Origin of the sequence: Polaribacter sargassicola (assembly GCF_021991835.1) — a bacterium.
Lineage (GTDB): Bacteria > Bacteroidota > Bacteroidia > Flavobacteriales > Flavobacteriaceae > Polaribacter > Polaribacter sargassicola.
Genome location: NZ_JAHDAU010000001.1, coordinates 17,869 through 35,300, shown reverse-complemented (window position 1 = coordinate 35,300; position 17,432 = coordinate 17,869). Strand labels below are relative to the sequence as shown.

The following is a 17,432-nucleotide window of genomic DNA, read 5'->3' as shown; positions in this document are numbered from 1 at the left end:
AAAATGAAAAAAAGTATTGCAATTCTATTTCTTATAATTGGCTTAGTATCTTGTCAAAAAAAACAAAGTGGTTATACTATAGAAGCAAATATTACAGGTTTAAAAGACAGTGCAAAAGTAATTTTATTTAATGTTAATACTTATAAAAACCTAGACTCTACAATTGTTATAGATAATAAATTTACTTTTAAAGGAGAATTAAGTGACCCTACAAATGTTGTTATAAATAGCCCATCTACAGGTGTTAGTTTTTCTTTTTGGTTGGAAAACAAAAAAATTACAATAAATTCTTCTAAAGAAGAGCTATTAAAAAAAGATAATGATTTTAATAAAATTATTAAAGGGAGTGAAACAAATAAAATAGCACTTCGTTATAAAATTTTTTTGAAGCCTTTAAAGGATAGACAAAGAGAAATGTATCTAAAAAAACAATCTAAAACTATTTCTGAAGAACAACACAAACAATTTATAGATTCTATTTATAATACTTCTCTAAAATTTATTTTAGAGAATCCGAATAATTATTTTTCTTTATCAGAAATTCTTTTAAAAAGATTTTCTTTAAAAAAAGAAGAACTAGAAGACTATTTTAGTCAACTTTCTTTAAACTTAAAAAAATCTAGTTACGGAAAAATATTGGATGATTTTTTACATTTAGAAAAAATTAAAGAAGGTGGTAATATTATAGATATTATCGGAAAAAACTTAAAGGAAGAAGAAGTAAAGTTAAGCGATTTTAAAGGGAAAGTAGTATTGTTAGATTTTTGGGCAGGTTGGTGCCCTCCTTGTATTAAGCAAATAAAAGAAGAGTTTCCTCTATTAATAGAAAAATACAAAGACAAAAATTTCCAGATTGTAAGTTATTCATTTGATTTTGATAAAAAAATGTGGAAAAACGCAAGTGATAAACTGAATATTAATTGGCCTAATTTTTCTAATCTTACTAAGGCAGATATTGATCCGGTTTCTATACAATATAACGTATCATCAATACCAATTACTTTTATTATTAACGAAGAAGGGAAAGTTTTAAAAAGGGTTGAATATCATGATGATTTAGAAGAAGAATTAGATCGTGTTTTATTAGATGAATAACTAATTTTTAGTTTTCTCTTTTAATCTAACTTAGTTTTTTTTCTTAACGCTTTTTTTAATAATTAAAAGAATTGCTAAAACCTATTTTGGTGCATAAATGCATGTCTAGACCGATTAAAGAATCGATGAAAAAGAGTATAAATCTTCTTTTTCTTTGATGATTTTATTTATAGCTGTTGTTGCTTCTTTTAAACGAGTTTCTCTGTCTCCTTTTAACAAAATGTATGGCCTGTTGTGTTTTTTTAGTGCTGTTTCAAAAGCATTAAACATTTCTAAACGTTGTTCTGGTCTGTCTCTTAAATCATCTTCTTCCCAAGGAGTATCTATGTATGTTAAGAGGTACAAATCGTATTTATTTTCGTTGGCCGCTTTGTCTAGTTTTTCATCAACAAAACCACCGTAAAATTCTTGAGAGTAAACTTTTGTTTCTAATAAATCTGTATCGCAAATAAGAATTTTATCTGCTCTTTTTGCTAGTTTATTTTCTAGTTTCATTTGCCCAATAGCAATGGGGATTAAGTCTTCTGATTCGCAAGTTTTGCGTTCATTATTCCATTTTTTTTGAAGGTATTCACGCGCAAATTCTGGTGCCCAAACAGTATGGTAATAGCGTGCTAATTGACGAGAAAGAGTTGTTTTGCCAGTAGATTCTGGCCCAAATAAAACAACTTTCACTAAATTTATTGGGTCTTGTTTAAGTTTCTTTTCCATGCTAAATAACCAAATATTGCTATAAAAGTAAATATTAAATATTGAATACTTGTAAAAGTAAAACCTTTGTAAAAGTATAAAGGTGTAGAAATAATATCACCAATAATCCAATAAATCCAATTTTCTATTTTTCGTTTTGCCATTAACCACATACCAACAAAGAAAATTGCTGTTGTAAAAGTATCTACATAAGCGGTCCAACTTGTCCATTTTTCGAAATAAGTATAAACACCGTAGACAAAAATTAGTGTTGCTATAAAAATAAGAATGCTTAGTTTTTTTTCTTTTAAAGTAGTTGTAGATATTGGTGTTTCATGTTCTCCATCACTTTTATATGTCCAAACATACCAACCATAAATGCTCATAATAAAATAGTAAGCATTAATCATCATATCACCTAAAAGTTCCCATTTTAAAAGTAGATAAACAAAAATTAGTGTGCTTACCATACCTGTTGGAAAAACCCAAATTTTATTCTTTTTAGAATACCAAACAGATAAAAAGCCAAAAATTACAGCAATAATTTCTAGAGTGATGTCTACAACAGAATATTCTTTATATTGACCAAAAAGAAAATCGAAAATTTCTAACATTTTGTTTTAATTGTATTGGGTAAATTTAGAGCTTTTTAAATCTTCAAAAAAAGATTCATTATTTTCAAATGCGGTACCAATAACAATCATATCTGCACCAGCATTAAAAGTGTTTTCTATTTGTTGTTTAGAGCGAATTCCACCGCCAATAATTAACGGAATAGATATGTTATTCTTTACAATAGAGATCGTATTTTCATCTACAGGTACTTTTGCACCAGAACCGGCTTCTAAATAAATTAGCTTTTTTCCAGAAAATTCACCGGCTAAAGCTGTGTTTATAATTAACTCTATGCTTGTTTGAGCAATTGGTTTGGTACTACTGACCCTTTGTGTTGCAGTTTCTTTTTGTCCGTCAATTAAAATATAACCGGTTGGTAAAATTTCTAAATCAGTATTTTTTAAAAAAGGAGCAGCTTTAATTTGTTGCTCAATCAGATATTCGGGATTTCTACCAGAAAGCAAACTTAAAAATAAAATTCCGTCTGCTTTTTGTGTGATTTGAGCAACATCACCAGGAAATAAAACAACAGGTAAATGAGTTGCTTTTTTTATGGCGATTACTACATTTTCTGTTTGATGATTTTTATCTGTACTGCCACCAACAAAAATATGGGTTGCAATAGATTGATGTACTTTATTTAAAAATGAAGGAATATTTTCAAGGTTTATTTTTTCGGGATCAATTAAAACAGCCAATAGTTTTTTGCCTGCTATTTTTGCTGATAAAATGTCTTGATAAATATTCACGATTTAAATTATTGTTTTTTAGAATATGTGTTTGGATTTATGTCAATTATTTCTACAGAAATATTTTTTACAAATGTATATTCTACTGATAAAACATTAAGTATTTTATTACTTAATATTTTTTTCTGACTGTCTGTTCTTCCTTGTAGCGACTTTATAGTAGTGTGTATAAAAGAAGTTTTTTTACCACCAACCAAATATTCCTTTATTGGCAAAGCTCTTGTTTTTATAGTTGTGTTATCAAACAATTCTGAATTTATTAGTTCTTGATTTACAACCTTAACAGTTTTAGATATTTTATTACGAGTTTCTAAATCATTAGAATATTCAATGATACAATGTGGCATTTATTTTTTATTAAGATTGATTAATTTAAAAAAAGCATAATTTTAATAAGCAAAAACACAGGTAAAACCTTCAAATTCTAAAAATTCAATTTTATAAGTTGAGGTTGTATGGTTGTATCTAATTTCTCCAGAAGTTTTTTTATCAGAAAACTTAAAATCTTCTATATAAATGTTTTCTAAAAAACGTAATTTTTTCTTTCCATAGATTTTATACAAACTTTCTTTTGCTCCCCAAACAATGGTTAGTTTGCTTATTAAAGCATCATGGTTTGCAATGGTTTTGTATTCTTCTACAGGTGTAAATTTATGTGCAATTTTTAAAATTTTATCACGTTGCATTTCAATATCAATACCAACAGGTTGTTCATCATCAGAAATAATTAAGCCAGAAAAAGTAAAAGAATGCGTAATAGAAATTTGTTTTCCGTCTTTTAAATGTGGTTTTCCAAATTCATCATAGATTAAATCCTTATCAGAATAACCAACTTCTTTAAGTAAATGTCTAACACTTAAAAAACCTTTTTGGTGTAAATCAGATTTCATTCCGTTTAAACGATTCTGACTTTTATCTGTAAGTAAAATGTTTGTTTTTAATTGATTAAAAGATTCTTCAATCTTCCAAATTAATACTTTAGTATTTTTGTTAACCGTTAAACTTTTATAAAGAGGCATACTTTTTTAAAATGGATGTTGTAACTTTGCAACTGCAAAAAATAGAATATAAAGATACATAATATGAGCACAACAACAGCTTACGTACCATTTAAAGTTAAAGATATTTCTTTGGCAGATTGGGGAAGAAAAGAAATTACATTGGCAGAAGCAGAAATGCCAGGTTTAATGTCTTTAAGAGAAGAGTATAAAGATGAACAACCTTTAAAAGGAGCTAGAATTGCTGGATGTTTACATATGACAATTCAAACTGCAGTTTTAATTGAAACTTTACAGGCTTTAGGTGCAGAGGTTACTTGGAGTTCTTGTAATATTTTTTCTACTCAAGACCAAGCTGCTGCTGCAATTGCTGCAACAGGAACTGCTGTTTATGCATGGAAAGGATTATCTGAAGAAGAGTTTGACTGGTGTATAGAACAAACGTTATTCTTTGGTGAAGATAAAAAACCATTAAATATGATTTTAGATGATGGTGGAGATTTAACAAACATGGTGTTAGATAAATATCCAGAATTAGCTGCAGGAATCAATGGTTTATCAGAAGAAACTACTACAGGGGTTCATAGATTATATGAAAGAGTTAAAAACGGAACGTTACCAATGCCAGCCATTAATGTAAACGATTCTGTTACAAAATCTAAATTTGATAACAAATATGGTTGTAAAGAATCTGCTGTAGATGCAATTCGTAGAGCAACAGATGTTATGTTAGCAGGTAAAAGAGTAACAGTTTGTGGTTATGGAGATGTTGGTAAAGGTACAGCAGCTTCTTTTAAAGGAGCAGGTTCTATTGTTACAGTAACAGAAATAGACCCAATTTGTGCTTTACAAGCTGCAATGGATGGTTTTGAAGTGAAGAAATTAGAAACAGTTGTAGCAAATTCTGATATTATTATTACAACAACTGGTAATAAAGATATTATTCAAGGTCGTCATTTTGAAGCAATGAAAGACAAAGTTATTGTATGTAACATTGGGCATTTTGATAATGAAATAGATATGGCTTGGTTAAATAAAAACCATGGTAACACTAAAGATACTATTAAACCTCAGGTAGATAAATATAATATTGCTGGTAAAGACATTATTATTTTAGCAGAAGGACGTTTAGTAAATTTAGGTTGTGCAACAGGGCATCCAAGTTTTGTAATGTCTAACTCATTTACAAACCAAACATTGGCTCAAATAGAACTTTGGAACAATGCAGACGCTTATAAAAATGATGTATATATGTTACCAAAACATTTAGATGAAAAAGTAGCAAAATTACACTTAGCAAAAATTGGTGTAGAGTTAACAGAGTTAAGAGAAGATCAAGCATCTTATATTGGTGTAACAGTAGATGGTCCTTATAAGCCAGAGCATTACAGATACTAAAAAAGTAAAACTGTCTTATCTTTTTTTAAAAAGGTAGAAGAGTATTTTAATAAAAAAAACAACCCTTTCATTAATTTGAAAGGGTTGTTTTTTTATAATCTATTTTTCAATTATTTATCCGCAGAAAATTGATGTTTATTTTCGCTACTAATAGAACTGATAGAGCTTTCTTTAGCAGATATATTTTGTTTTATTTTATTTAAAATAGGATATAAAATTCCTATAAAAAATAATATACCACAAAGAATAAAAATATTATTTGTTTCTGTAAAAGTATTACCAGCTGTTAATATTCCTAAAATTAATAAAACAGAAATAGGTAACGAAAGAGCTAATATTGATAAAGCAAAGTTAGTGTCAAACGTTTTTTCTACAGTTTCTTCTTTTTTCTCTTTTAGGTGTATTGCAGAAATATGTGCAAAAGGCCAAAAACTAGCAGAACTCAAACCAAAAGCAATCATTACTAAAATATCTTTTTTAATTGATAAATCTGCAAAAGATATTATTGCAGCAATTAGTAATAGAGTAAAAGAGGCTCTTAAAAGTAATAAAGAAAACAATTGAAAAAATTGTTGTTTTTTAATCTTAACTGCTAAACCTATAAAAAGAAGAACTAAAGGTGTCATAATAAAACTTAGTCTACTTAACGTCATCGATAAAAAATTAGGAATTTTATCAAACGTAATACCAAAAGAAACTAAAATTAAAGCTACTATTATAAACATGTTTACAGGTTCGTATAATAAAGCTTTTAAAAGTCCTTTTAGTTTAGATTTTAAAGAGTTGGCTTCAAAATCTGCATTTTTATAATGCCATTTTAATGCAACTAAATAAAGCAAAAAGAGTACAAAAAATTTGTTTCCTAAATCTGCCATTGCAGCTTTTGCTAAAGATCCGTCACCTAAAAATTCTAATATAAAAGGAAAACAAGATAAACCAGGTGCTAAAGATGGTATTAATAACTTAGCACTTCTTCCTTTATCTGAGTTACTATCAATACCAATTAACTTTAAGAGTAAAGGTGTAATAGCAAAAAGTATTACATTAAAACCTAATGCTAATATTGGAAAAAGAATTAAGTTACCATCAACCTTTACTTTTAATAAAGCGATAAATATTGTAGCAGGTAAAGCAAGTGAAAGAATTATTTTTTTTAATCCGTTTGTTTCGTCTCCTGTAGAAATTTTCTTTTTAAGGATTACTCCTATTATTATGAATAAAATAAAAGAAATTGATTTTTCTAATGCTCCATCCATAAATTAGGCAAATATTTCGGTCATAGCCTTGGTAAAAATTTTCATTTCATCCATAGTACCAATACTTACTCTACACCAGTTTTTATCCCAAAATTTAAAAGATTTTACAGCTACATTTTTAGCATAAATTTTCTTTAAAAATTCTTTACCTTCCATAGGTATTTCAAATATAATAAAGTTGGTTTCTGATGGTAAAAAAGAAAAGTTATTTTCTTTTAAGTACTTCATAGTATACAATCTAGCATCGGCAATTTTAGTTTTACAAGAATCTAAAAAGTCTTGATTTTCTAAACTTGTTGCTGCTGCAGCAATAGACGGACCAGTAATTCCCATTCCTCCACGAGTAATCTCGCTAATAATATCTAAAGTTTCTTTTTTACCAATAGCATAACCAATTCTTAAACCAGCCATACCATGTATTTTAGAAAAAGTTCTTGCAACAATTACGTTTTTACCTTCTGCAACTAAAGTATTCATAGAGTCTTTTAATCCGTTGTCAGACAATTCTAAATAAGCTTCATCAACAAAAACAGGTACTTTTTCTGAAACTCTACTACAAAAATCTCTTAATTTTTTAGCATCAGTTATAGAACCTGTTGGGTTGTTAGGGTTACAGATGTAAACTAACTTTGTGTTTTCATCAATACCTGCTTCCATAGCATCTAAATCGTGCTGAGAGTCTTCTAATAATTTGTAAGATTTCCAATTTCCACCAACAGATTTTGCAACAACAATTAAAGACATGTAACTTGGGTCTGCACTAATAACGTTACCACCTTCTTGAAAGAAAACCATAGCTACTTTTTCTAATAAATCAGAAGAACCAGGTCCCATTAAAATTTGGTTTGTATCTATTCCTTCATTTTTAGCAATTTGTTCTTTTAAATTACCTAAAGTTTTCCAAGCATATCTATTTCCGCTAAAAACTTCGTCTTGAAAAGCTTTTGCAGATTTTGGTGGTGGTCCGTAAGGGTTTTCGTTAGATCTTAATATTGTTAAAGCACTCTCTTCTTTTACAATTGGAGGCGTAAATTCATTAAAATAATTATTAGAACTGTATAAAAAAGTTCTACCTTCTTTTTGAGCTGCTAATACGTTTCTACTCCAGATATCATGAGGGACTAAAGCCATTGCACCTATAGTTAAAGTACCTTTTTTTAACCACTCACGTCTACTAAGATTTGTTGTTTTCATTTTAGGATAAATTATAAGAATTAATTTGCACTAAATTAGAAAACTATTTGCTTTTTTATGGTATCAAAAACTTAATAATAATCATAAAAATTTATTTTTTTGATAAAAAAAATAAGTTAAATGTTTTTTTTCGTATTTAAATCTCATTAAAAAGCTTGTTTTATTGTGTATTTTGTATTTTAATGTTGTGATTTCCTTTTTTTAAATCTAAAAAGATAGATTTTTAAAAATAGAAATTTTACCCTAACCAACCATCTCTATCTAAACTTCTATACTGTATTGCTTCTGCAATATGATTGGGAGAAATATCTTGCTCATTAGTCAAATCTGCTATAGTTCTAGATACTTTTAAGATTCTATCATACGCTCTAGCAGAAAGGTTTAATTTTTCCATAGCTGTTTTTAAAAGTGTTAAACTCTCTTCGGATAATTTACAAAATTCTCTAATTTGTTTTACATTCATTTGTGCATTATAATGGATGTTTGCTAAATTCTTAAACCTTAAAGATTGTCTTTCTCTAGCATCAGTTACACGTTTTCTTATTTCTACAGATGATTCTCCTTTTCTTTCTTCTGATAATTTTTCAAAAGGAACAGGTGTTACTTCTATATGAATATCAATTCTGTCTAATAAAGGGCCAGATATTTTACTCAAATAACGTTGCATTTCTTGTGGTGTTGAGGCCATTGGAGAGTTTGGATCGTTAAAAAAACCACTCGGACTCGGGTTCATACTAGCAACCAACATAAAACTACTTGGATAAGTAACTGTAAATTTTGCTCTAGAAATGGTAACTTCTCTATCTTCTAAAGGTTGCCTCATTACCTCTAAAACTTCTCTTTTAAACTCTGGCAATTCATCTAAAAACAAAACTCCGTTATGAGACAGTGAAATTTCTCCAGGTCTAGGGTATTGACCACCACCAACAAGAGCAACATTAGATATTGTGTGATGTGGGCTTCTAAATGGACGTTGATATAGCAATCCTTCATTTTTTGTTTTGCCAACAACAGAATGGATTTTTGTAGTTTCTAAAGCTTCATGTAATGTCATTGGTGGTAAAATAGATGGTAGTCTTTTTGCCAACATTGTTTTACCAGATCCTGGAGGACCAATAAGGATGATGTTATGGCCACCAGCAGCAGCAATTTCCATACATCTTTTTATAGATTCTTGTCCTTTTACATCAGAAAAATCAAATTCTGGAAAGTCAATATTCTTGTAAAATTCGGCTCTTGTATCTACAATTGTAGGTTTAATAATTTCATCGCCATTAAAATGATTTATTACCTCTATAATATTAGTAGCTCCAAGAATTTCAATATCATTTACAATTGCCGCTTCTTTAGCGTTTTCTTTAGGAAGAATAAAGTATTTAAAACCTTCTTCTCTGGCTTTTATGGCAATTGGCAATGCACCTCTTATGGGTTGTATGCTTCCGTCTAAAGAAAGTTCGCCCATAATAATATATTGTTCAATATTATCAGATTTAATTTGATTTGAGGCTGTTAAAATTCCCATAGCCAAAGTTAAATCGTAAGCAGCACCTTCCTTTCTAATATCGGCAGGCGCCATGTTTATGATAATTTTTTTACCAGGAAGTTTGTAATTGTTGTTGTTTAAAGCGGCAGAAATTCTGTAAGAACTTTCTCTAACGGCATTGTCTGGTAAACCCACTAAATGATAACCGATTCCTTTATCTATATTTACTTCTACAGTAATTGTAGTTGCTTCTATACCAAAAACTGCAGACCCATAAACTTTAACTAGCATTCTTTTTTCTTTAAAGATAAAGAAAATTAATTAACGTTAGGTTTAGGTTGTTTAAAGTTGATAGGATCCCATCTGGTAAGATCGTATTTTTTAAAAAATCCTTTTAAAAGGTTTTCGTCTCTATAACTTTTATAATCATCATAGATAAAACGTGTAGATTTTGCTGTAAGATTATTGCTAGATATATTAAACTCTCCGCTATCAATATCTTCAAAAGAAACCGTAGTAAATTTGTAGTTTTCTTTAAGTTTTAAATTGTTCTTAATAGAACTATAAGAAGGTGTTTTGTTAGTGTTTACTTGAAAGTTTATGGTGTAAATACTTGTCGGGAAAAAAGATTTGTTGGCAGTATTTTGCTGAGAAAAGCAATAACTGCCAACAAATAATATTATAAATAATGTAGTATATTTTTTCATAATTACAGTAAATCTGATATAAATATACTGTAATTATTTGAAAAATAAAACTTTAAGCAGAATTTCTACTTGCATTAATATTACCAAATAAAGAACGCATTACCATTTTTTCGTAAACGTCTATTTCTTCAGGTGAACCATCGTTTCTTTGTAGTTCTTGAATTTTCTTTAAAGCATATTGTTGTATTGTTAATAAAGGCAACACAATTTGTTCTCTAATTTCTATAGATGCTTTACCTACAGGAAAGTTCTCCATTAATTCTTCTTCTCCAGTAAGTTTTAAAAGTAATCTTTTTGTTGTCTGATATTCTTTAAAAATTAGTTTCCAAAAGTCTCCAAATTCAGGATCTTCTGCCATGTAAGAAGTTAAGCCAAAGAAAGATTTTGTTAAACTCATCATACTATTTTCTAAAAGAGTTCTAAAGAAATCTGATGCATGATAAAATTCTATAACCTCATCAAATCTGCCAGCGTCTTCATACTTCTTTAAAGCAGTACCAACACCAAAGAAACCAGGTACATTTTGCTTTAACTGGCTCCAACTACCAACAAAAGGAATTGCTCTTAGTTGAGAAAAATCTAAAGTATCAGAATTAGAACGTTTACTTGGTCTACTACCAATATTAGTTTTTGCATAGTATTTTAAAGTACTCATTTTTTCTAAGTACGGTAAAAATTGAGGATGATTTTTAAAATCTACATAAGTTTGGTAACTAGTAGATGCCATATCATTAATTAACTCTCTATGCTTTTCGTTTAGCTGGTCTTTAGTAAAAACATCATTTTTTATACCAGAACTTATTAATTGTTCTAAATTGTATTGAGATGAATTTTGTGTACCAAAGTTAGAGCTAATAGTTTGTCCTTGTATTGTTAATTGTATTTCTTTATCTTCTATAGTTGGTCCTAAAGAGGCATAAAATTGATGTGTTTTTCCTCCTCCACGAGCAGGTGGTCCACCACGTCCGTCAAAGAAAATAACTTCAATATCAAACTCTCTAGAAACTTTTGTTAAGGCTTCTTTAGCTTTAAAAATACCCCAATTGGCCATTAAGTAACCACCGTCTTTTGTTCCATCAGAAAAACCTAACATAATAGTTTGTTTGTCTTTTCTTCTAGATAAGTGGTATCTATAGGTTTTATTAGAGTAAAGAGTACGCATTACTTCTTCTGCATTTTCTAAATCTTCTACAGTTTCAAAAAGCGGAATAACATCTACAGGTAATTCGTTTTCGAAACCACATAAGTTTAACATTGCAAAAGTTTCCATTACATTTAAAGCAGTTTGGTTATTACTAATAATGTAACGGTTAGCACCTCTTTCTCCGTTTCTTTGTTGAATTTCTTTTAAAGCGTAAATAGATTCTATTGTTTTTACAGAAGTTTCATCTGTTAAAACATTAGGGTCTATACTACCTTTTACAACAGATAAAATATCTACTTGTTCTTTTTCTGAAAGACTTAAATAGTTGTCTGGGAAAGTAGTATCGCCAATTTGATGTAAATCTTTAACAATTTGTATAAATGCTTGGTGATGTACTCTACTATCTTGTCTAATATCTAAAGTTGCAAAATGGAAACCAAAAATTCTTACTTTATTTATAAAGTCGTTTAACTCTTCTACAAATAAAGATTGATGTTCGTTTACAATAATTTCTCTAGCAGCATAAAGTTCATCTAAAAGTATTTTCTGAGAAAAGTTTACTTTGGTATAACTTCTAACAACATGCTTGTAAAGTCTTTTTTCTAACCTTACTAAAATATCTTGTACACCATCAAAAGTAAAACGTCTTTTTAAACGTCTTACATCTCTATAATAGTTTCTTAAGATAGTTTGGCGTAATCTTTCTGCAACATCTAGGGTGATTCTAGTAGTTACAAATGGGTTACCATCTCTATCTCCTCCTGGCCAAAAACCAAGTTCTATAATTTCATTATCTATAGGTTCTCCATCGTAAATATGATGTTGAATGTAGTTGTAGATTTTAGGTACAGAATGATAAAAAACATGCTCTAAGTACCAAATTAAACTTACAGCTTCATCAAAAGGAGTTGGTTTTTCTTTTTTGTAAAAAGGTGTTTTACCTAATTGAGCTAAAAGTTTTCTTATTAAAAGTAAATCATCATTTTGTATAGCTTCATCTAAATCTGTAATAATACCAAGTACGGTTCCTGGGTAAAATTGAGTAGGATGTGCAGTTAAAACAATACGAACCTTAAAGTCTTCTAAATGCTTTTTTAATTCGTCCATTTTATTACTTAAAGAAGAAACTTCTTTAGAGTTTCTTAAAGTACCAATTCCGTTCATGTTATTAACTACCGGAAAAGCAGCGTCTTCTACCGCATCAAATAAAACAACTTGACGTTCTATAAATTGTATAAATCGAAAAAGTAAATCTGTTTTTTCTTTTTCTGTTGGTTCTTCTTGGTATTTTTTAAAAAAGTGATCTACTATTTCTGTAGGATTCTTTTCTAAGCTAAAACCTTTTTTACAAACTTTATGCAATAGCGGTAATAAAACACCTGTATCGTCTATAGTATCAAAGGGAAGAGTTGTGAAAATACTGTTGTAAATCTGATATTTAGACAGTACATTTTCGTTAAATCTTTCTAGTTTGGGTAAATTGTTCATTGTTTTATGATTTTACGGAAATAAAATTACAAAAAAGCAAAATGATAAAACCTACTTTTTTAAGAATAATTTCTTATTTTTTTAAGAAAATGATATAAATTATGTTATTTTTTAATTAAATGTTTAATTTTTATTACAACTTATTCATTTTGTTTTTATTTAAACTTTAATTTCCTTTTAAATCCATAATCTAAATAGGCTTTAGTATGGATGATGAGTTTTTTATAATAAAGTAACTTTTTTTCTGGAAGAATTTTACCTATTATAATTCTAAAGATTCAAATGTTTTTACTAATTTTTCATCAGAAGGTCTTGGCGCATTTGCATTAATAATGTTTCCTTTAGGGTCAATTAATATAAAACGAGGAATTCCTTTAATCATATAATCTTCTACAAATTTAGATTCCCAATTATTATCTGCAAATAATTGTATTCCTTTTAATTCTTTATCAACAATCATTTTTTGCCATTTTTCATGGTCTTTTTCTTTATCAATAGAAATACTCATAAACTCAATATTTTTATCATGGTATTCTTTTTCTAGCTTTTTTAAAGACGGAACTTCTGCAATACAAGGTCCGCACCAAGTTGCCCAAACATCAATATATACATATTTTCCTTTTAAATCATCTAAAGAGGTTGTTCCGCCAGCATTGTTTTCATAATCTATAAATTTAGGAGAAGGGTTTCCTTTTGCTAACGCTTTTAATTTATTGTAAGAGGTAGTTATTTCTTTATTATTTTCTTCGTCTGTAGAGTTGTTAGAGTAAAGTGTGTAAAACTCTTCTAAATTTTCTGTATAAGTGATACCATATTTAGCACTTTGATACAATAAATTATTTTTTATAGTTTGGTTTTGTATTTCTGAAACAGTTGTTAAATAAGCAATATCTCCAGATATAGAATCTTTTTTAGCTAAAAGATTAGATTTTTCTCTTGTTTTAGAGTTAACAAGATTTCTGTATGCATAAGAAAATAAAAAGTCTTGTTCATTTTCCATTGGTAAGTTTTCTAATTCATCTAAAAAATTATCAGAAACTTTAAATTCTCTGTTTTTTGTGTAATAACCATGATAAAGTTCGTAACTATTTAAACCAGTTAAATAATTGTATTCTATATTTTTAATTTCACTAGTTTTAAAATCATCAGAAATATTATCTGTTTTAGTTAATAAATCTTCTTCTGCTTTTTTTAAGTCTAATAAGATTTTTTTAAACTCTTCTTCATTTTTTAAAAAAGCCTCATTGTTTTTTGGCATTTTTTCGGCATAAATCTTATTCTTAGCAATTATATAATTATTTATTATTGCTGTACTACCTGTTATTTGTAAGGTAGAATCTTTTTTGTTTGCATCATATTTTATATAAGTTGTACTGCCTTTAGGAGCGTAAAATTCAGTAAGACTATTGTCTTGCCTAAGAAGGTAAGTGTGTGTGTTTATTTTAGGGTAAATAGTATCTAAAAAAGTACCATCTTCAGCTAATTGAATATCCGTTTTTTTATTTGTGTTGTATTGATTAACAATACTGATTTTGTCAGCTTTACTGTTTTCAATTTTACCAGAAATAATTGTGTAATCAATTTTTTTTTCTGGTGTACAAGAAACCATTGCTAAAAATGCTGTTAATAGCCATAAATTTTTCATAAAAAAAGGTGTTTTTTTGATTAAAATTGAAAGATACAAAACCTTTTTTACTGAATAAAAGAAAATTTTAAAATGTTGTTAGATAATTCTTTAGCAAGAAAACGATTGTCTTGTCTGTAATTAACAATCCAAATAATAGCATTATTGTTGTTGCAAAGTAGCCAAGTGTTTTCTTTTTCTATAAGAGATAGTTTTTCGTCTTTAAAAAATTTACTTAATTTCTTTTTACCTGCCATTCCAGAAGGGTAAAAGAAATCGCCATCTTTCCATTTTCTAAGTTTTAGCGGGAAATCTAAACTTTGTTTATCAACATAAATAGTTTGTTTGTTTTTTGTTGATTTTTCTTTTACGGTTTCAATTTTTAAATGAATTGGTTGTGTAATTTCTGTTAGATTTTTATCAATAATAAAAATGTTTTCTTTGGAAGTAGAAATTGACTTTTTTCTTAAAATTAAGTAATTTCTGTCTTTTAATAAAACATGCGTTTTAGAGTGAATCTGTTTTCCTGATTGTGCAGAAAGTAATTGATAAACATCATTCCATTCTGTAAAATTATACTCTTTTAAAAGTTGATATAAATAAGCTTTAGGGTTTGATGTTTTTTCTAATTCTTTAATATTTAGCTTTTTAATGTCTTTGTCAGAAGAGATTATTTGTTTAGAAATATCACTAATCTTGTCTTCTATAATTTGCTGACTTTCTTTTAAATGAGCAGTTGTATTTGCAAAAGTTTCTAATAAACTAGGGTTTATTTCTTTTAAAATAGGTAAAATAAGATGTCTAACTTTATTTCTTGTATATTTTGTAGATGCGTTACTTTTATCTTCTCGCCAGGCAATATTATTCTCTGTTGCAAATGCTAAAATTGCTTCTCTAGAAAATGTTAATAGCGGACGAACAATATTTCCGTTAATTTCCGGAATTCCGGTTAAACCGTCTAAACCACTTCCTCTGGTAAGGTTGATTAAAAATGTTTCTAAATTGTCATCTGCGTGATGTGCTGTAAGTAAATAATTAAATTGATGTTGATTTATTAATTGATTAAACCAATTGTATCGCAAATTTCTTGCAGCTATTTGTGTAGATTGTTTGTTCTCTTTAGCGTATTGAGTAGTATTAAAATGGGTTGTAAAAACAGGGATATTTAATTCATCTCCTAATTTTTTTACAAAGTCTTCATCTAAATCGCTTTCTGTTGTTCTTAATTTAAAATTGCAATGAGCTAAAGAAACACCAAAATTTAATTTTGATAAAAGATGTGTTAAAACTACAGAATCAACTCCGCCAGAAATAGCAATTAGTAGTTTTTTATCCTTTAAAAAAGGAAGATTATTTGCAATATGGTTTGATAGTTTCTGTAGCATTTTTATACTTAAAAATGTAAATTAAATTTGTTTTCTTAACCAGGTTCTAATTTCTTTTCTTAGAGAAACTTCTGGTTTTGGTAACGGAATTGTTTTACCAAATTGTTTACTTCTATTAAATTTAGAAAACGTAATTTTTAGTTGTTTCCATTCTGTAGGATATAATTCTAAAAATTGGTTGAACATATTTTGCTCGTTCGGTTTTTCATCTAAACTTTCTAAAGTTTTTTTAAATTTTTCTTCTTGATCAATTATCATTTAGTAAATATAAATAGGTTTTTATTCTTTTATAGCCTTGTAGAAAATTTGCTGTAATTTTGGTCTAATATTTAAGTTATAAATGTTTCTATGATTTCTGTTTGGATAAACTCTGTTTGATAAGAAAATAAAGATTAAATCGTTTTTAGGATCTGCCCAAACAAAGGTACCTGTAAAACCACTATGCCCAAAACTTTCTGGACTAACTTCTGGAGCCGGATATGCTTTTTTAATAGGTAATTCAGCATTGTTTATAGAAGGTTTATCAAAACCAAGACCTCTTCTATTGTCATTTTCTGGATATTGAATTTTTGTAAACTCTTTTAAAGTACTTTCAGAAATGTATCTTTTTCCATCGTAAATACCATAATTGGCGTACATCTGCATCACTTTTGCTAAATCTAAGGCGGTACCAAATAATCCTGCGTTACCAGAAATTCCGCCTAAAAGAGCAGCATTTTCATCATGAACCCAATTTTTGGTCAATCCTTTTCTAAAAATAGTATCTATTTCTGTAGGAACAATAAGGTTTTTAAAATTTTTAGTTTTTGGTCTGTAGCCTAAAGTGTTTGCGCTTAATGGAAAATAGAAGTTTTTTTCTAAATAATTGGTGTATTCTTCTTTTGTTATTTGCGATATTAAATCAGGATAAATTAAAAAGCTTAAACCAGAGTATTTGTATTTTTTTACATCAGAAACTTTAGATCTATTAATTTGTCTAAACATTTTGTTTTTAAAACGGTTTTTAACAAAAAGACTATCGTAAGCTTCGTTTTTAAATCGGTTATTCGCTTTGTTCTTAATAAAGCGCTTTTTAATTTTCCCGTTCTTTTTGTAAATTTCATTCAAAAAAACAATGTAAGGATTCAGGCCTGCTTGGTGTGCCAAAACTTCTCTAAAAGTTAAGTTTTTTTTGTCTTTTCTTTTTTTCCAAGGTTTCCAATAATTACTAAAAGGGCTGTCTAAATCTAGTTTACCTTCGCTGTGTAATTTCATTAAAGCAAGTAACGGACCAATAATTTTTGTTACCGAAGCTAAATCGTACATATCATCTAGATTTACTTTTTGTAAACTGTCATATGTATGATAGCCGTAAGCTTTATCAAAAATAATTTTGTGATTTTTTGCTACTAATATTCTTGCGCCGGGAAAAGCTTCTTGTTGTATTCCTAATTTTACAATAGAATCTACTTTTGTGTGTATGTAAAGAGAATCCATATTTACTTCAGACGGATTTCCGTAAGAAAGCTTTTTGTTTTGCGAAATTGTAAGACTAGAAATAAATATAATTATAAGTAAAGTGCATTTACGTTTAGAGATTAACATGTTTTAATTTTATTGGGGTTCT

At 28.3% G+C, this 17,432-nt stretch carries 16 protein-coding genes; 2 read left to right on the top strand and 14 right to left on the bottom strand.

Annotation, left to right across the window (positions count from 1 at the left end):
- Nucleotides 1-3: 3 nt before the first annotated feature.
- Nucleotides 4-1,095: a TlpA disulfide reductase family protein gene (locus KI686_RS00150; RefSeq protein ID WP_237587199.1), complete on the top strand. Its 1,092-nt coding sequence runs from the start codon at nucleotides 4-6 to the stop codon at nucleotides 1,093-1,095.
- Nucleotides 1,096-1,209: 114 nt separating this feature from the next.
- On the opposite strand, the gene KI686_RS00145 is transcribed toward KI686_RS00150, so the two are convergent.
- From KI686_RS00145 to KI686_RS00125, 5 genes are read right to left on the bottom strand one after another with little or no spacing between them, the layout of a single operon-like run.
- A complete protein-coding gene (locus KI686_RS00145; RefSeq protein ID WP_237587198.1) occupies nucleotides 1,210-1,806 on the bottom strand; it encodes an AAA family ATPase in 597 nt (198 codons plus the stop codon).
- Entirely contained in the window at nucleotides 1,776-2,399 is a 624-nt protein-coding gene (gene pnuC / locus KI686_RS00140; RefSeq protein WP_237587197.1) for a nicotinamide riboside transporter PnuC, read from the bottom strand. Before pnuC ends, KI686_RS00145 begins: the two co-directional genes overlap by 31 nt.
- A 6-nt stretch (nucleotides 2,400-2,405) precedes the next feature.
- Nucleotides 2,406-3,149 (bottom strand): phosphoglycerol geranylgeranyltransferase, encoded by a 744-nt coding sequence (locus KI686_RS00135; RefSeq protein ID WP_368735861.1) that lies wholly within the window; start codon nucleotides 3,147-3,149, stop codon nucleotides 2,406-2,408.
- A gap of 8 nt (nucleotides 3,150-3,157) precedes the next feature.
- On the bottom strand, nucleotides 3,158-3,496 hold the full coding sequence (locus KI686_RS00130; protein WP_237587196.1) for a 5-carboxymethyl-2-hydroxymuconate Delta-isomerase: 339 nt from the start codon (nucleotides 3,494-3,496) through the stop codon (nucleotides 3,158-3,160).
- Nucleotides 3,497-3,538: 42 nt separating this feature from the next.
- Nucleotides 3,539-4,168: a 4'-phosphopantetheinyl transferase family protein gene (locus tag KI686_RS00125; protein ID WP_237587195.1), complete on the bottom strand. Its 630-nt coding sequence runs from the start codon at nucleotides 4,166-4,168 to the stop codon at nucleotides 3,539-3,541.
- Between the two features lie 63 nt (nucleotides 4,169-4,231).
- On the opposite strand from KI686_RS00125, the gene ahcY reads away from it, so the two are divergent.
- Nucleotides 4,232-5,545 (top strand): adenosylhomocysteinase, encoded by a 1,314-nt coding sequence (ahcY, locus tag KI686_RS00120; protein ID WP_237587194.1) that lies wholly within the window; start codon nucleotides 4,232-4,234, stop codon nucleotides 5,543-5,545.
- Nucleotides 5,546-5,655: 110 nt separating this feature from the next.
- On the opposite strand, the gene KI686_RS00115 is transcribed toward ahcY, so the two are convergent.
- The 9 genes from KI686_RS00115 to KI686_RS00075 all read right to left on the bottom strand — a co-directional run bounded on the left by KI686_RS00115 (nucleotide 5,656) and on the right by KI686_RS00075 (nucleotide 17,410).
- Nucleotides 5,656-6,801 (bottom strand): AEC family transporter, encoded by a 1,146-nt coding sequence (locus KI686_RS00115; RefSeq protein WP_237587193.1) that lies wholly within the window; start codon nucleotides 6,799-6,801, stop codon nucleotides 5,656-5,658.
- Nucleotides 6,802-6,804: 3 nt separating this feature from the next.
- The gene (locus KI686_RS00110) at nucleotides 6,805-7,995 is read right to left on the bottom strand and encodes a pyridoxal phosphate-dependent aminotransferase (RefSeq protein WP_237587192.1); all 1,191 of its coding nucleotides are present in this window, start codon (nucleotides 7,993-7,995) and stop codon (nucleotides 6,805-6,807) included.
- A gap of 238 nt (nucleotides 7,996-8,233) precedes the next feature.
- A complete protein-coding gene (locus tag KI686_RS00105) occupies nucleotides 8,234-9,769 on the bottom strand; it encodes a YifB family Mg chelatase-like AAA ATPase (RefSeq protein WP_237587191.1) in 1,536 nt (511 codons plus the stop codon).
- A 26-nt stretch (nucleotides 9,770-9,795) separates the two neighbouring features.
- Nucleotides 9,796-10,185, bottom strand: coding sequence for a hypothetical protein (locus KI686_RS00100; RefSeq protein ID WP_237587190.1), 390 nt, complete (start codon nucleotides 10,183-10,185; stop codon nucleotides 9,796-9,798).
- Nucleotides 10,186-10,237: 52 nt separating this feature from the next.
- Nucleotides 10,238-12,817, bottom strand: a complete 2,580-nt coding sequence (locus KI686_RS00095) for a phosphoenolpyruvate carboxylase (protein ID WP_237587189.1) — start codon at nucleotides 12,815-12,817, stop codon at nucleotides 10,238-10,240.
- A 262-nt stretch (nucleotides 12,818-13,079) separates the two neighbouring features.
- Nucleotides 13,080-14,462 carry a TlpA family protein disulfide reductase gene (locus tag KI686_RS00090; protein ID WP_237587188.1) on the bottom strand — a complete coding sequence of 461 codons (1,383 nt, stop codon included), beginning with the start codon at nucleotides 14,460-14,462 and terminating at the stop codon, nucleotides 13,080-13,082.
- Between the two features lie 47 nt (nucleotides 14,463-14,509).
- The gene (tilS, locus tag KI686_RS00085) at nucleotides 14,510-15,826 is read right to left on the bottom strand and encodes a tRNA lysidine(34) synthetase TilS (protein WP_237587187.1); all 1,317 of its coding nucleotides are present in this window, start codon (nucleotides 15,824-15,826) and stop codon (nucleotides 14,510-14,512) included.
- A 21-nt stretch (nucleotides 15,827-15,847) separates the two neighbouring features.
- Nucleotides 15,848-16,084, bottom strand: a complete 237-nt coding sequence (locus KI686_RS00080; protein ID WP_237587186.1) for a hypothetical protein — start codon at nucleotides 16,082-16,084, stop codon at nucleotides 15,848-15,850.
- A gap of 21 nt (nucleotides 16,085-16,105) precedes the next feature.
- Entirely contained in the window at nucleotides 16,106-17,410 is a 1,305-nt protein-coding gene (locus tag KI686_RS00075; protein WP_237587185.1) for a serine hydrolase domain-containing protein, read from the bottom strand.
- Nucleotides 17,411-17,432: the final 22 nt, after the last annotated feature.

Bases quoted from the DNA above. Each gene is read 5' to 3' on its own strand.
- KI686_RS00145 (WP_237587198.1), bottom strand. From the start codon at position 1,806: ATGGAAAAGAAACTTAAACAAGACCCAATAAATTTAGTGAAAGTTGTT.
- KI686_RS00090 (WP_237587188.1), bottom strand. From the start codon at position 14,462: ATGAAAAATTTATGGCTATTAACAGCATTTTTAGCAATGGTTTCTTGT.
- KI686_RS00110 (WP_237587192.1), bottom strand. From the start codon at position 7,995: ATGAAAACAACAAATCTTAGTAGACGTGAGTGGTTAAAAAAAGGTACT.
- KI686_RS00095 (WP_237587189.1), bottom strand. From the start codon at position 12,817: ATGAACAATTTACCCAAACTAGAAAGATTTAACGAAAATGTACTGTCT.
- KI686_RS00115 (WP_237587193.1), bottom strand. From the start codon at position 6,801: ATGGATGGAGCATTAGAAAAATCAATTTCTTTTATTTTATTCATAATA.
- pnuC (WP_237587197.1), bottom strand. From the start codon at position 2,399: ATGTTAGAAATTTTCGATTTTCTTTTTGGTCAATATAAAGAATATTCT.
- KI686_RS00075 (WP_237587185.1), bottom strand. From the start codon at position 17,410: ATGTTAATCTCTAAACGTAAATGCACTTTACTTATAATTATATTTATT.
- KI686_RS00125 (WP_237587195.1), bottom strand. From the start codon at position 4,168: ATGCCTCTTTATAAAAGTTTAACGGTTAACAAAAATACTAAAGTATTA.
- KI686_RS00105 (WP_237587191.1), bottom strand. From the start codon at position 9,769: ATGCTAGTTAAAGTTTATGGGTCTGCAGTTTTTGGTATAGAAGCAACT.
- KI686_RS00100 (WP_237587190.1), bottom strand. From the start codon at position 10,185: ATGAAAAAATATACTACATTATTTATAATATTATTTGTTGGCAGTTAT.
- KI686_RS00130 (WP_237587196.1), bottom strand. From the start codon at position 3,496: ATGCCACATTGTATCATTGAATATTCTAATGATTTAGAAACTCGTAAT.
- KI686_RS00080 (WP_237587186.1), bottom strand. From the start codon at position 16,084: ATGATAATTGATCAAGAAGAAAAATTTAAAAAAACTTTAGAAAGTTTA.
- ahcY (WP_237587194.1), top strand. From the start codon at position 4,232: ATGAGCACAACAACAGCTTACGTACCATTTAAAGTTAAAGATATTTCT.
- KI686_RS00150 (WP_237587199.1), top strand. From the start codon at position 4: ATGAAAAAAAGTATTGCAATTCTATTTCTTATAATTGGCTTAGTATCT.
- tilS (WP_237587187.1), bottom strand. From the start codon at position 15,826: ATGCTACAGAAACTATCAAACCATATTGCAAATAATCTTCCTTTTTTA.